The 13,653-nt window shown below is 54.8% G+C and carries 12 protein-coding genes; 4 read left to right on the top strand and 8 right to left on the bottom strand.

All coding sequences use genetic code 11. The features are described 5' to 3' along the window. The 6 genes from ispU to rpsB all read right to left on the bottom strand — a co-directional run bounded on the left by ispU (position 1) and on the right by rpsB (position 5,532). Positions 1–759 carry a (2E,6E)-farnesyl-diphosphate-specific ditrans,polycis-undecaprenyl-diphosphate synthase gene (gene ispU, locus C2U54_RS09110; RefSeq protein WP_103178336.1) on the bottom strand — a complete coding sequence of 253 codons (759 nt, stop codon included), beginning with the start codon at positions 757–759 and terminating at the stop codon, positions 1–3. A gap of 185 nt (positions 760–944) precedes the next feature. Then, positions 945–2,144: a 1-deoxy-D-xylulose-5-phosphate reductoisomerase gene (gene ispC / locus C2U54_RS09105; RefSeq protein ID WP_103178335.1), complete on the bottom strand. Its 1,200-nt coding sequence runs from the start codon at positions 2,142–2,144 to the stop codon at positions 945–947. A 92-nt stretch (positions 2,145–2,236) separates the two neighbouring features. Further along, on the bottom strand, positions 2,237–2,794 hold the full coding sequence (gene frr / locus C2U54_RS09100; protein WP_103178334.1) for a ribosome recycling factor: 558 nt from the start codon (positions 2,792–2,794) through the stop codon (positions 2,237–2,239). A 168-nt stretch (positions 2,795–2,962) separates the two neighbouring features. After that, complete coding sequence (pyrH, locus tag C2U54_RS09095; protein ID WP_032616613.1) at positions 2,963–3,688, bottom strand: UMP kinase; 726 nt, start codon at positions 3,686–3,688, stop codon at positions 2,963–2,965. Positions 3,689–3,837: 149 nt separating this feature from the next. Next, entirely contained in the window at positions 3,838–4,689 is an 852-nt protein-coding gene (gene tsf, locus C2U54_RS09090; RefSeq protein WP_103178333.1) for a translation elongation factor Ts, read from the bottom strand. Positions 4,690–4,806: 117 nt separating this feature from the next. Next, positions 4,807–5,532, bottom strand: coding sequence for a 30S ribosomal protein S2 (rpsB, locus tag C2U54_RS09085; protein WP_103178332.1), 726 nt, complete (start codon positions 5,530–5,532; stop codon positions 4,807–4,809). 321 nt (positions 5,533–5,853) lie between these two features. Here rpsB and map point away from each other — a divergent pair, with 321 nt between their 5' ends. The 4 genes from map to C2U54_RS09065 all read left to right on the top strand — a co-directional run bounded on the left by map (position 5,854) and on the right by C2U54_RS09065 (position 10,742). Then, the gene (gene map, locus C2U54_RS09080) at positions 5,854–6,648 is read left to right on the top strand and encodes a type I methionyl aminopeptidase (RefSeq protein WP_103178331.1); all 795 of its coding nucleotides are present in this window, start codon (positions 5,854–5,856) and stop codon (positions 6,646–6,648) included. Positions 6,649–6,710: 62 nt separating this feature from the next. Further along, positions 6,711–9,386, top strand: coding sequence for a bifunctional uridylyltransferase/uridylyl-removing protein GlnD (gene glnD / locus C2U54_RS09075; RefSeq protein WP_103181030.1), 2,676 nt, complete (start codon positions 6,711–6,713; stop codon positions 9,384–9,386). 30 nt (positions 9,387–9,416) lie between these two features. Continuing rightward, complete coding sequence (dapD, locus tag C2U54_RS09070; protein WP_008501915.1) at positions 9,417–10,241, top strand: 2,3,4,5-tetrahydropyridine-2,6-dicarboxylate N-succinyltransferase; 825 nt, start codon at positions 9,417–9,419, stop codon at positions 10,239–10,241. 111 nt (positions 10,242–10,352) lie between these two features. After that, on the top strand, positions 10,353–10,742 hold the full coding sequence (locus C2U54_RS09065) for a DUF3461 family protein (RefSeq protein WP_032616607.1): 390 nt from the start codon (positions 10,353–10,355) through the stop codon (positions 10,740–10,742). Positions 10,743–10,833: 91 nt separating this feature from the next. Here C2U54_RS09065 and cdaR read toward each other — a convergent pair whose 3' ends face one another. Beyond that, positions 10,834–11,991 carry a DNA-binding transcriptional regulator CdaR gene (cdaR, locus tag C2U54_RS09060; protein WP_103178330.1) on the bottom strand — a complete coding sequence of 386 codons (1,158 nt, stop codon included), beginning with the start codon at positions 11,989–11,991 and terminating at the stop codon, positions 10,834–10,836. A gap of 159 nt (positions 11,992–12,150) precedes the next feature. Next, the gene (degP, locus tag C2U54_RS09055; RefSeq protein ID WP_103178329.1) at positions 12,151–13,578 is read right to left on the bottom strand and encodes a serine endoprotease DegP; all 1,428 of its coding nucleotides are present in this window, start codon (positions 13,576–13,578) and stop codon (positions 12,151–12,153) included. Between the last annotated feature and the right edge of the window lie 75 nt (positions 13,579–13,653).

Raw genomic sequence — 13,653 nt, 5'->3', positions numbered from 1 at the left:
TCAGGCGTTTTCGCCACCAGGCTCGGTACCACCGAAACGACGCTCTCGATTGGCAAAGGCATGCAGCGCACCTTCAAAGTCTTGTTCATCAAAATCGGGCCAAAGAACATCTGTAAAGTAAAGTTCGGCATAGGCAATTTGCCACAGCAAAAAGTTACTGATGCGATGTTCTCCCCCTGTCCTAATTACTAAATCCACGGGTGTCAGTTCACTCATGCAGATTTGCTTGCTCAGCGCCTCTTCATCAATCTGGTCCGGCCTTAAGAGCCCTTCCTGAACCTGTTCAGCCAAATGCCGCACACCCTGGACAATATCCCAACGTCCGCCATAATTCGCAGCGATATTGAGCGTTAAGCCGGTATTTTGCCCGGTCAACGCCTCCGCTTTACGAATGCGTTCCTGCAGACGTGAGTTAAAACGACTGGTATCGCCGATAATACGCAGGCGAACGTTGTGGCGGTGCAGGCTTTTTACTTCGCTGTCTAGCGCCCACACGAACAATTCCATCAACGCGCTAACTTCCTGCGCAGGTCGATTCCAGTTTTCACTGCTGAAAGCATAGAGCGTTAACGCGTCAATGCCGTTATTGGCGGCAAAAGAAACCGCGCGGCGCACAGATTTCGCCCCAGCTTTATGCCCAAAGGCTCGGATCTTCCCTTGTCTTTTCGCCCAGCGGCCATTGCCATCCATGATGATTGCTACATGACGACAGCCATGAGCCGGCAAGTTTTCGCTTATTGGTTGGTTCGCAGACAACATAACGCGTTTTTGGTCCCTGAAAGGATTTAACGGTACTCAGGAATACTGAAGCCTTTACGTAAAAAAGCCGTGTCATACCACGGCTTACCTGACCACAGAACGTCAACTACCCGCAATCAGGTGGCGCAGACTATATCACTGAAGCCCAACGCTAACAAATAGCAAGACCACCTGCGGGTGGATTATCACCAGCTTGCGAGGTGCGTCACCGCTTTTTGCGCCGTGAGCCTCGCTTTCGCGTCGACGGTCAATACGTCATCCACACTTTGCGGTTCGCGTAGATCCATCGCCTCAAGCACAGACAGGTTCAGCGCAGCGATATCCGTAAAGCGGATCTGCTTTTCGAGGAAGGCGGCGACAGCGATTTCGTTCGCCGCGTTAAGTGCGGTCGTCGCCGCTTGCCCCTGCTCGAAGGCCTCCATTGCCAGCTTCAGACATGGATAACGCTGATAATCAGGCGCGCTAAACGTCAGCGCACTCAGCTTGCAAAAATCGAGTGGCTTAACGCCTGAGCTTACGCGGTTTGGCCAGGCCATCGTATGGGCGATAGGCGTGCGCATATCAGGTTCACCTAACTGCGCCATCACGCTGCCATCACGATAACGCACCATGGAGTGGATCACCGACTGGGGATGAATCAACACTTCCATCTGCGCTGCCGAGGCGTTAAATAACCAGCGGGCTTCAATATATTCCAGACCTTTATTCATCATGGTGGCCGAATCAACGGAGATTTTACGCCCCATCGACCAGTTCGGATGACGGCATGCCTGATCCGGAGTCATTGAGACCAGTTCAGACAGCGGCGTGTCACGGAACGGGCCACCAGACCCGGTAAGCAGGATAGAAGAGACGCCATTCTGCTCGAGATCAGCGTACCCCAGGTTCTCCTGAAAGGGTTGCGGTAAACTCTGAAAAATCGCGTTATGTTCGCTATCTACCGGCAAAAGGCGCGCGCCATTGCGCTTCACGGCGTCCATAAACAGGCGGCCACAGGTTACCAACGACTCTTTATTGGCCAGCAAAACGGATTTTCCGGCATCGATCGCGGCCAGCGTAGGCAGTAACCCCGCCGCGCCGACGATAGCGGCCATGACCTGGTCGACGTCGTCCAGCGCGGCCATTTCACAGGCGGCCTCTGGCCCGCTCAGCACCTCGGTACGGCTGCCCTTCTCCGCCAGCAACGCCTTAACCTGCCGGGCGCTCGCTTCATCATCCATCACCGCGTAGCGCGGGGTGAACTCCAGACACTGTTCCACCATACGATGAACGTTTTTGCCTGCGACAAGGGCGGCCACCGCGTAGTGGTCTGGATTATGGCGAACAACATCGAGAGTGCTGCAACCAATTGAGCCGGTCGAGCCAAGGAGTGTTAATTGCTTCATGAGATGCCCGGAAAAGTGAACAAGAAAAGCAAAACGCCGCCAGCAAAGCCCAAAGGCCTTCTGTACGGCGTTTTATCAGATTACGACAGAAATCAGAACTGCATCAGTTCTGCTTCTTTTTCTGCCAGCGCCGCGTCAATTTTCTTGATAGCGGCGTCGGTCAGTTTCTGAACGTCGTCCTGGGAACGGCGATCGTCGTCTTCGCTGATCTCTTTCTCTTTCAGCAGCGCCTTCACTTTATCGTTCGCGTCACGGCGAACGTTACGTACGGAAACACGGCCCTGCTCGGCTTCGCCACGTACCACTTTGATCAGGTCTTTACGACGCTCTTCGGTCAGCGGTGGCAGTGGAACGCGAATGTCTGTACCGGCTGAGCTTGGGTTCAGACCCAGATCGGAGGCCATGATCGCTTTCTCAACGGCCGGGCCCATAGAGCGGTCAAAGACGTTGATTTTCAGCGTACGGGTATCTTCGACCGTCACGTTAGCCAGCTGACGCAGTGGAGTCGGCGTGCCGTAGTATTCCACCACGATGCCGTCCAGCAGGCTTGGGGAAGCACGGCCTGTACGAATTTTGCTGATTTGGTTTTTGAACGCTTCGACGCATTTATCCATGCGTACTTCAGCATCTTTTCTGATGTCGTTAATCACGTTACGAATCCTTGAAAACTTGTCTCAGGCAGACTATCCGCCAGCACCACCGTTAATGATGTGCTAAGTATAGTCCCGTTTAATTCATGACAACGCCCGGGGCGTGTCCAGGTAAGAAACCCATAGAAAGTAGAGCGGAATCTTACCTGTATTTATCGTCGACGGAAATTATTCCGTGATCAAAGTGCCTTCTTTTTCGCCCATTACAACGCGACGCAGCGCGCCAGGCTTATTCATGTTGAAGACACGAATCGGCAATTTGTGGTCGCGAGCCAGCGTGAAGGCGGCAAGATCCATCACTTTCAGCTCTTTATCCAGTACTTCGCTATAGGTCAGCTGATCGTACATGGTCGCCGCAGGATCTTTTGCCGGATCGGCCGTAAACACGCCATCCACTTTAGTGGCTTTCAGCACCACATCGGCTTCGATTTCGATACCGCGCAGGCAGGCTGCGGAATCGGTCGTAAAGAACGGGTTACCCGTACCGGCGGAGAGGATCACCACGCGGTTATTGCGCAGCAGGCTGATCGCTTCGGCCCAGCTGTAGTTATCACAGACGCCATTCAAAGGAATAGCGGACATCAGGCGCGCATTCACATAGGCACGATGCAGGGCATCACGCATTGCCAGGCCATTCATGACCGTTGCCAGCATACCCATGTGATCGCCCACAACGCGGTTCATGCCAGCTTTTGCCAGCCCTGCACCACGGAAAAGGTTACCACCGCCAATGACTACGCCAACCTGGATGCCCAGTTCAACCAGTTCTTTGATCTCCTGCGCCATGCGGTCAAGGATGCTTGCGTCAATACCGAAGCCTTCCGACCCCTGCAGCGCTTCGCCACTCAGCTTAAGCAGAATACGTTTGTAAACAGGTTTTGCATTGGTAGCCATATTTCTTTCCTGGGACTGTCAACGATTAAGATGAGGTTAATTCTGGCGACATGATATATCGCATCTCAACACAGACTCTATAGGCGTCTGGCTGAATTACACTGCCGTACACAAAAAGAAGCCGCCCTCAGGCGGCTTCTTTTCGCTGATTAAGACTGCTTGGACATTGCAGCAACTTCTGCTGCGAAGTCAGTCTCAACTTTCTCGATGCCTTCGCCCACTTCGAAGCGGATGAAGCCAGTTACGTCAGCGTTGTGCTCTTTCAGCAGCTGCGCAACAGATTTGCTTGGATCCATAACGAATGGCTGACCAGTCAGAGAAACTTCGCCGGTGAATTTCTTCATGCGGCCTTCAACCATTTTCTCTGCGATCTCTTTTGGCTTGCCAGACTGCATGGCGATGTCCAGCTGAACCTGGTACTCTTTTTCTACCACTTCAGCAGAGACGTCTTCTGGCTTAACGAATTCTGGCTTGCTTGCAGCAACGTGCATTGCCAGCTGTTTAACCAGCTCTTCGTCAGCGCCTTTAGCCGCAACCAGAACACCGATACGTGCACCGTGCTGGTAGCTGTTCAGAACGTCACCTTCGAGGATAGCAACACGGCGGATGTTGATGTTCTCACCGATTTTCGCTACCAGCGCAACGCGCTCTTCTTCGAACTGTGCTTTCAGGACTTCAACATCAGTCACTTTACCTGCAACAGCTGCGTCCAGTACTTTGTCAGCGAATGCCTGGAAACCACCATCTTTAGCAACGAAGTCAGTCTGGCAGTTAACTTCCAGAATCACGCCGAAGTTGCCTTCGATTTTGGTTTTGATCACGCCGTCAGCAGCAACGTTGCCTGCTTTCTTAGCTGCTTTGATCGCACCGGATTTACGCATGTTTTCGATAGCCAGCTCGATGTCGCCGTTAGCTTCAACCAGCGCTTTCTTACACTCCATCATGCCTGCGCTAGTACGTTCACGCAGCTCTTTTACCAGGGATGCGGTAATTTCAGCCATTCTAAAATCCTCGGGAGATGTGAACTGCCCGGCCTGCGGCCAAACAGTATAAATTGAAAAAAGGGGCCGGTAATGGGCCCCTATTCATACACGGTACTAATAAGGGGTAGAACCTTATTATTCAGCTTCTACGAAGCTTTCTTCCGCCTGAGAAGCCAGATCCTGGGAACGGCCTTCACGAACGGTAGTAGCTACAGCGCTCAGGTACAGGCTAACAGCACGGATTGCATCGTCGTTACCCGGGATAACGAAGTCAACACCGTCCGGATCGGAGTTGGTATCAACGATTGCGAATACTGGGATACCCAGGTTGTTAGCTTCTTTGATTGCGATGTGCTCGTGGTCAGCATCGATAACGAACAGTGCGTCCGGCAGGCCGCCCATGTCTTTGATACCGCCCAGGCTGTTTTCCAGCTTGTCCAGCTCACGAGTGCGCATCAGCGCTTCTTTTTTGGTCAGCTTTTCGAAAGTACCGTCCTGAGACTGGGTTTCCAGATCTTTCAGGCGCTTGATGGACTGACGAACGGTTTTCCAGTTAGTCAGCATACCGCCCAGCCAGCGATGGTTCACGAAGAACTGGTCGCAGCTGTTAGCAGCTTCTTTCACAGCTTCGCTTGCAGCGCGCTTAGTACCAACGAACAGAATCTTACCTTTACGGGAAGAGATCTTGTTCAGCTCAGCCAGGGCTTCGTTGAACATTGGTACAGTTTTCTCAAGGTTGATGATGTGAACTTTGTTACGTGCGCCGAAGATGAAAGGCTTCATTTTCGGGTTCCAGTAACGGGTCTGGTGACCGAAGTGAACACCAGCCTTGAGCATGTCGCGCATGGAAACAGTTGCCATGTTTTAAAACCTCTATTTAAAAGTTGGGGTTATGCCTCCACGTATCCCATATTACCGACCCCAAAGGGCACCCCGGAATATGTGCCGATACGTGTGTGTTGTTACACAAAGTGAGATTTGTCGCTCCCGTCCATCCTGTGTATCTGAAATGGATCGGAAGTCCGGCGCGCTTTATATCACAAATCGCTACCCGAAACCAACAATTGTTGGCGGTGTGTGCGGTAAAGGAATCTCAGTTTGGCAGCATGTGCGCCTGACTGTTACCATTGACAACACTTAGACTAGTATTGTCGAAAAAAACGACACCGATGGACAGATTACATGGCTATCTCTATTAAGACACCTGAAGAAATTGAAAAGATGCGCGTCGCCGGTCGTCTGGCCGCTGAAGTGCTGGAAATGATCGAGCCGTTCGTTAAGCCGGGCGTTAGCACAGGCGAACTGGATCGCATCTGTAACGACTATATCGTGAACGAGCAGCATGCGGTCTCCGCCTGCCTCGGCTATCACGGCTTCCCGAAATCCGTCTGCATCTCTATTAATGAAGTGGTGTGCCACGGCATTCCGGATGACGAAAAACTGCTGAAAGATGGCGACATCGTTAACATCGACGTGACCGTCATTAAAGATGACTACCACGGTGACACCTCTAAGATGTTCATCGTCGGCAAACCAACCATTCTGGGTGAGCGCCTGTGCAAGGTGACCCAGGAGAGCCTTTATCTGGCGCTGAAGATGGTTAAGCCGGGCATTCGCCTGCGTACTCTCGGTGCGGCGATTCAGAAATTCGTTGAAGCCCAGGGTTTCTCTGTGGTGCGCGAATACTGCGGTCACGGTATTGGCCGGGTCTTCCACGAAGAGCCGCAGGTTCTGCACTATGATGCTGATGACGGCGGCGTGGTGCTGCAGGCGGGCATGACCTTCACCATCGAGCCGATGGTCAACTCCGGCGATTACCGCATCCGTACCATGAAGGATGGCTGGACGGTTAAAACCAAAGACCGGAGCTTGTCTGCCCAGTACGAGCATACTATTGTGGTGACAGACAACGGCTGCGAAATTCTGACGTTACGCAAGGATGACACCATCCCGGCGATACTCTCGCAAGACGCATGATAAGAAGCCGGCAAATGCCGGCTTTTTTAATGGCTATCGTTTTTTCTTATGGGTGGCGCGCAATGAGTAACCTTTTACCCGAACAGTATGCCAATACGGCACTCCCCACCCTTCCTGGTCAGCCGGATAACCCCGGCGTCTGGCCCACGGCCGAGCTGACGTGCGCGGGTATTAAAGCGCATATCGACACTTTCCAGCGCTGGCTGGGCGAGGCCTTTGACAGCGGGATCTCCGCCGAAGCGCTGATTGAGGCGCGCACGGAATTTATCGATCAGCTTCTGCAGCGTTTGTGGATTGATTACGGTTTTGGCCAGTTGGCCGACGTCGCGCTGGTGGCCGTTGGCGGCTATGGTCGTGGCGAGCTGCACCCGCTGTCGGATATCGATCTGCTGATCCTGAGCCGCAAAAAGCTGCCTGACGAGCAGGCGCAAAAAGTGGGCGAACTGTTGACCCTGCTGTGGGACGTCAAGCTGGAAGTCGGCCACAGCGTACGTACCCTGGAAGAGTGTCTGCTGGAGGGGTTATCCGATCTCACCGTCGCCACCAACCTGATTGAATCGCGTCTGCTGATTGGCGACGTGGCGCTGTTTCTTGAGCTGCAAAAACATATTTTCAGCGAGGGTTTCTGGCCATCGGAGAAGTTCTTCGCCGCCAAAGTCGATGAACAGCAGGTGCGCCACCAGCGCTACCACGGTACCAGCTACAACCTGGAGCCGGACATCAAAAGCAGCCCCGGCGGCCTGCGCGATATTCATACCCTGCAGTGGGTGGCCCGTCGCCATTTCGGCGCCACTTCGCTCGATGAGATGGTCGGTTTTGGTTTTCTCACCGAAGCGGAGCGTAACGAGCTAAATGAGTGCCTGCACCTGCTGTGGCGCATCCGTTTTGCCCTGCATCTCGAAGTGACCCGCTACGACAACCGCCTGCTGTTCGATCGTCAGTTAAGCGTCGCCCAGCGCCTGCACTACAGCGGCGAAGGCAACGAGCCGGTCGAGCAGATGATGAAAGATTTCTTCCGCGTTACCCGTCGCGTGGGGGAGCTTAATCAGATGCTATTGCAGCTGTTTGATGAGGCGATCCTCGCCCTGACCGCCGATGAAAAACCGCGTCCGATCGACGATGAGTTTCAGCTGCGGGGCACGCTGATCGACCTGCGTGACGAGACGCTGTTCATCCGCAAGCCGGAAGCGATCCTGCGGATGTTTTACGCCATGGTGCGTAACAGCACCATCACCGGGATCTACTCCACCACCCTGCGCCATCTGCGCCATGCCCGCCGCCATCTCACTCAGCCGCTGTGCTACATTCCGGAAGCGCGGTCGCTTTTTCTGAGCATGTTGCGTCATCCGGGTGCGGTAAGCCGCGGGCTGTTGCCAATGCACCGTCACAGCGTGCTCTGGGCCTATATGCCGCAGTGGTCGCATATCGTCGGCCAGATGCAGTTTGACCTGTTCCATGCCTATACCGTTGATGAACACACCATCCGCGTGATGCTGAAGCTGGAGAGCTTCGCCCAGGAGGAGGTGCGCAGCCGTCACCCACTCTGCGTTGAACTCTGGCCTCGTCTCACCAACCCGGAGCTGATCCTGATTGCCGCCCTGTTCCACGATATCGCCAAAGGGCGCGGCGGCGACCACTCGATCCTGGGTGCGGAGGACGTGCTGAAATTCGCCGAACTACACGGGCTCAATTCGCGCGAAACCCAGCTGGTCGCCTGGCTGGTCCGTCATCATCTGCTGATGTCGGTCACCGCCCAGCGGCGCGATATTCAGGATCCTGAGGTGATCAAACAGTTTGCCGAAGAGGTGCAGACGGAAAACCGCCTGCGCTTCCTGGTCTGCCTGACGGTAGCCGATATTTGCGCCACCAACGAGACGCTGTGGAACAGCTGGAAGCAGAGCCTGCTGCGCGAGCTCTATTTCGCCACCGAGAAACAGCTGCGTCGCGGCATGCAGAGCACCCCGGACATGCGCGAACGCGTGCGACATCATCAGATGCAGGCTCTGGCGCTGCTGCGGATGGAGAATATTAATGAAGAGGCGCTGCATCAGATTTGGGCCCGCTGTCGCGCCAACTATTTTGTGCGCCACAGCCCAAACCAGCTGGCCTGGCATGCGCGCCATCTGTTGCAGCACGATCTGACGAAACCGTTGATCCTGCTGAGCCCACAGGCGACCCGCGGGGGAACAGAGATCTTCATCTGGAGCCCCGACCGCCCTTACCTGTTCGCCGCCGTCTGTGCGGAACTCGACAGACGTAACCTCAGCGTGCATGACGCGCAGATTTTCACCACCCGCGACGGCATGGCGATGGATACCTTTATTGTGCTGGAGCCGGACGGCAGTCCGCTGTCGGCAGATCGTCACGAGCCGATCCGCTTCGGGCTGGAGCAGGCGATCACCCAGCGCAGCTGGCAGCCGCCGCAGCCCCGTCGGCAACCGGCAAAACTGCGCCACTTTACCGTCGATACCGAGGTCAATTTCCTGCCCACCCATACCGACCGGAAATCGTTTCTCGAGCTGATCGCCCTCGACCAGCCGGGGCTGCTGGCCCGGGTCGGGCAGGTTTTTGCGGATCTGGGAATTTCGCTGCATGGCGCCAGAATTACAACCATTGGCGAGCGAGTAGAAGATTTATTTATAATCGCCACCGCCGACCGTCGTGGGCTTAATAATGCCCTGCAACAGGAAGTGCAACAACGGTTGACAGCAGCCCTCAATCCAAACGATAAAGGGTGATGTTTTTTTTTACCTGGAAAGAGTTGAACTATGCAGCAGTTACAGAACGTTATTGAGTCCGCTTTTGAGCGTCGCGCCGAAATTACTCCGGCAAATGTGGATACCGTGACCCGCGAGGCGGTTAATCAGGTTATTTCTCTGCTTGATTCCGGCGCGCTGCGTGTAGCCGAAAAGATCGACGGTCAGTGGGTCACTCACCAGTGGCTGAAGAAAGCGGTACTGCTCTCTTTCCGTATTAACGATAACCAGGTTATCGACGGTGCGGAAAGCCGCTACTTCGATAAAGTCCCGATGAAATTCGCCGATTACGACGAAGCGCGTTTCCAGAAAGAAGGCTTCCGCGTGGTGCCACCAGCAGCCGTTCGTCAGGGTGCATTCATTGCCCGCAACACCGTGTTGATGCCTTCTTACGTTAACATCGGTGCTTACGTTGACGAAGGTACCATGGTAGATACCTGGGCGACCGTTGGCTCCTGTGCGCAGATCGGTAAAAACGTCCACCTCTCTGGCGGCGTGGGTATCGGTGGGGTTCTTGAGCCGCTGCAGGCTAATCCGACCATTATCGAAGACAACTGCTTCATCGGCGCACGCTCCGAAGTGGTTGAAGGCGTGATCGTAGAAGAAGGTTCCGTGATCTCCATGGGCGTCTACATCGGCCAGAGCACCCGTATTTACGATCGTGAAACCGGTGAAGTGCATTACGGTCGCGTTCCGGCGGGCTCCGTGGTGGTATCCGGCAACCTGCCTTCTAAAGATGGCAAATACAGCCTGTACTGTGCGGTGATCGTTAAAAAAGTCGATGCGAAAACTCGCGGCAAAGTTGGTATCAACGAACTACTGCGCACCATCGATTAATCGGGTATAACAAAAAGCGGGGGCGACCCCGCTTTTTTTATATCTGAGGGTGGCGAAAATAGATTTTTTCGTGAATTATTCATGGGTTATGTTGAGATCAAGGGTACCGCTATGTACGATAATCTGAAAAGTCTGGGCATTACTAATCCTGATGAAATTGACCGTTACAGCCTCCGTCAGGAAGCCAATAACGATATCCTGAAAATCTATTTTCACAAGGATAAGGGCGAGTTCTTCGCCAAAAGTGTAAAGTTCAAGTACCCGCGCCAGCGTAAAACTGTCGTTGCCGATGGCATCGGCCAGGGTTACAAAGAGGTGCAGGAGATCAGCCCAAATCTGCGCTATGTGATCGATGAACTGGATCAGATTTGCCAGCGCGATCGCACTGAAGTGGATCTGAAGCGTAAGATCCTGGATGACCTGCGTCATCTGGAAAGCGTGGTTGCCCACAAGATCACGGAAATCGAAGCGGATCTTGAGAAGCTGACCCGTAACAAATAAGCCGTTCCTGTGTGCCGGGTGGCGGCTTCGCCTTACCCGGCCTACTCCCGGGTTTTGTAGGCCCGGTAAGCGCAACGCCACCGGGCAAAAATCACCGCTGCTCGTCCAACTGCAAGGCCACATACAGCAACAGACGGTCGTCAAAATTCCCCAGATCCAGCCCCGTTAACTCCGATATCCGGTTCAGGCGGTACTCCAGCGTATTACGATGAATAAAGAGCGCTTTTGAGGTCGCCAGTGGCTGTACGTTATGACGGAACCATGCCTGTAAGGTGCGCCGCAGCAGGCCGTTGTTATCCATCGCTTTCAGACGCACCAGCGGACGCGCCAGTTCGTTGGCCTGCCAGCCGCCGCGCAGGCTGTCGAGGAGCACCGGCAACATCAAATCCTGGTAAAAATAGCTGCGGCTTTCCGGCATACGCTGCTTGCCGACCATCATCGTGGTTCGGGCCGTGCGCCAGGAGCGGGCGATGCTTCCCGGACCGGTAAAATAGTTACCTAATGCCACACGAAAACGCAGCTGCCCGTTCTCTTTCATCCGCGCAATCAGCTGCTCCACGCGGCGACGATGATCTTCTGCATCCCAGCGGCCAAACTGGTTTAACGCCGGTTTCAGCACCACCATTTCCGTTAACGAGACGATCGCCACCAGGTTATTGCGCTCCGGCGTGGCCAGCGCGTTCTGCAGCTGTTGCAGCTCGACCATGGCGCTATCGACGCCCAGCTGCCCGCTATCGACCTCAATGACCGCTACAACGCGGGGCTGGTTAAGGTCGATACCCAGGCGTTGAGCCCACTCCGTTAATGCCGGGGTATGCTCTTCCGCCTGGATCAGGTTCATGACCAGCTCTTCACGCAGGCGGCTGTCCTGCGCCAGTAGGTGCATCAGGCGGGATTGCTCCAGCATCATCTCCGCCGTCATACAGACCAGCTCGCCATATTTGCGCAAAGATTCCGGCTCACCGGTCAGCCCGATAACCCCGACAATTTCGCCCTCAAGGCGCAGCGGCAGGTTGATCCCCTGCCGCACACCGTGCAGATGTCGCGCCACCGCGTCATCAATATCCACCACGCGCCCCTGGGAGAGCACCAGCAGTGCACCTTCGTGCAATTCCCCAATACGCTCGCGATCGCCACTGCCGATGATCCGGCCACGTGCGTCCATCACGTTGATATTGGTGTCGATGATGCGCATTGTTCGCGCCACAATATCCTGCGCCATTTTGGTATCAAGATGCCAGCCAGCCATGTCGCCCTCCTCTGAGCAGAGCTCAATCATAAGGAAGATTAATCAGTGCCGCATTGTGCAAATGCACAAACTCACAGGGAGAAGTATGGACTTGTGGAAGGGTTCACAGAAAGGCAGAAAAAAGCCCCTGTTTCCGTAGGGAAGCAGGGGCTGAACGGATTACTGCATCAGCAGATAGAGAGAGGTGTCGCCACGCTGGATATTCAGCGCCAGTACCGACGGTTTGCTGTCGAGGATTTTGCGCAGTTCAGCGATGTTCTTAACCGGCTGCTGGTTGGCGCCGATAATCACATCCCCTTTCTTCAGGCCGATACGGGCAGCCGGGCTGTTGGCTTTAACGTTGTCCACCGACACGCCTTTATCCTGGCCTTTGTTGCTCATATCCGCACCTTCGATGCCGCTGAAGATGGTGCCGGCATCCACCTGATTCTGGCTGCTCTGCTGCAGTTCCAGGTTCACATTAACCGGTTTACCTTCACGGAGCAGACCCAGGGTCACTTTGCTGCCTACCGGCATGGAGCCCACTTCCGCACGCAGTGCCGCAAAGCTGCTTACCGGTTTGCCGTTCAGGGTGGTGATCACGTCACCGGCCTTTATCCCCGCTTTCGCTGCGGAGGAGTTTGGCATGACCTGGCTGACAAAGGCGCCGCGCTGGGCATCAACCTTCATCGCTTTCGCCAGCTCGGAATTCAGCTCGGTGCCCAGAATACCCAGCTCACCGCGCTTAACCTGACCAAACTCAACCATTTGCGCCGTCAGGTTTTTCACCATATTACTTGGGATAGCGAAGCCAATGCCGATGTTGCCGCCGTCCGGGGCGAGGATCGCGGTGTTAATCCCGATCAGCTCACCGTTCAGGTTGACCAGCGCACCACCGGAGTTACCGCGGTTAATCGCCGCATCCGTCTGGATAAAGTTTTCATAGTTTTCTGCGTTCAGACCGCTACGGCCAAGGGCAGAAACGATACCAGAGGTGACCGTCTCACCCAGACCGAACGGGTTACCGATAGCCACGGTGTAATCCCCCACGCGCAGCGCGTCAGAGTCGGCGAGCTTAATCGCGGTCAGGTTTTTCGGATCCTGAATCTGAATCAGGGCGATATCAGAGCGAGGATCTTTCCCGACGATTTTGGCGTCGAGCTTACGCCCGTCGCTCAGTTGTACCTTAATGCTGGTGGCGTTATCCACCACGTGGTTGTTGGTGACGACGTAGCCTTTGGCGGCATCGATGATGACACCAGAGCCCAGCGCCATAAACTTCTGCTGCTGGCCGCCGCCGTTACCGCCGCCATCGCCCTGGCAGAATGGAGAGCTCTGGAACGGTGAACCGTCCTGGCAGAACGGCGAGTTATCGCCGAAGAACTGCTGGAAGTTACGTGGCATGCGTGGCGTGTTGACGGTGGTGCTGCCCTCGACATTGATACTGACCACCGATGGCATCACTTTTTCCAGCATCGGCGCCAGGCTTGGCATCTGCTGTGCAGTGGCGGCCGACGATACGGTCTCCGCTGCGCTAGCAGACAGTGGAGACAACGCTAATCCTAAACTCAGAGCCAGTGCACTCATTGCTAAAGTGGTTTTTTTCATGTTTCTTAATCTCGATTTACAGGTCACGCACAATTGCTGTGTATATCAGATTCGTTTTGCTGCGCTTAGTTCCGG

The sequence above is a fragment of the Leclercia sp. LSNIH1 genome, assembly GCF_002902985.1.
Taxonomy (GTDB): Bacteria; Pseudomonadota; Gammaproteobacteria; order Enterobacterales; family Enterobacteriaceae; genus Enterobacter.
The sequence above is the reverse complement of the archived record's forward strand: the minus strand, read 5'-3'. Positions and strand labels throughout refer to the sequence as shown.

Bases quoted from the DNA above. Each gene is read 5' to 3' on its own strand.
- cdaR (WP_103178330.1), bottom strand. From the start codon at position 11,991: ATGGCTGGCTGGCATCTTGATACCAAAATGGCGCAGGATATTGTGGCG.
- glnD (WP_103181030.1), top strand. From the start codon at position 6,711: ATGAGTAACCTTTTACCCGAACAGTATGCCAATACGGCACTCCCCACC.
- pyrH (WP_032616613.1), bottom strand. From the start codon at position 3,688: ATGGCTACCAATGCAAAACCTGTTTACAAACGTATTCTGCTTAAGCTG.
- map (WP_103178331.1), top strand. From the start codon at position 5,854: ATGGCTATCTCTATTAAGACACCTGAAGAAATTGAAAAGATGCGCGTC.
- ispU (WP_103178336.1), bottom strand. From the start codon at position 759: ATGTTGTCTGCGAACCAACCAATAAGCGAAAACTTGCCGGCTCATGGC.
- tsf (WP_103178333.1), bottom strand. From the start codon at position 4,689: ATGGCTGAAATTACCGCATCCCTGGTAAAAGAGCTGCGTGAACGTACT.
- ispC (WP_103178335.1), bottom strand. From the start codon at position 2,144: ATGAAGCAATTAACACTCCTTGGCTCGACCGGCTCAATTGGTTGCAGC.
- C2U54_RS09065 (WP_032616607.1), top strand. From the start codon at position 10,353: ATGTACGATAATCTGAAAAGTCTGGGCATTACTAATCCTGATGAAATT.
- degP (WP_103178329.1), bottom strand. From the start codon at position 13,578: ATGAAAAAAACCACTTTAGCAATGAGTGCACTGGCTCTGAGTTTAGGA.
- rpsB (WP_103178332.1), bottom strand. From the start codon at position 5,532: ATGGCAACTGTTTCCATGCGCGACATGCTCAAGGCTGGTGTTCACTTC.
- dapD (WP_008501915.1), top strand. From the start codon at position 9,417: ATGCAGCAGTTACAGAACGTTATTGAGTCCGCTTTTGAGCGTCGCGCC.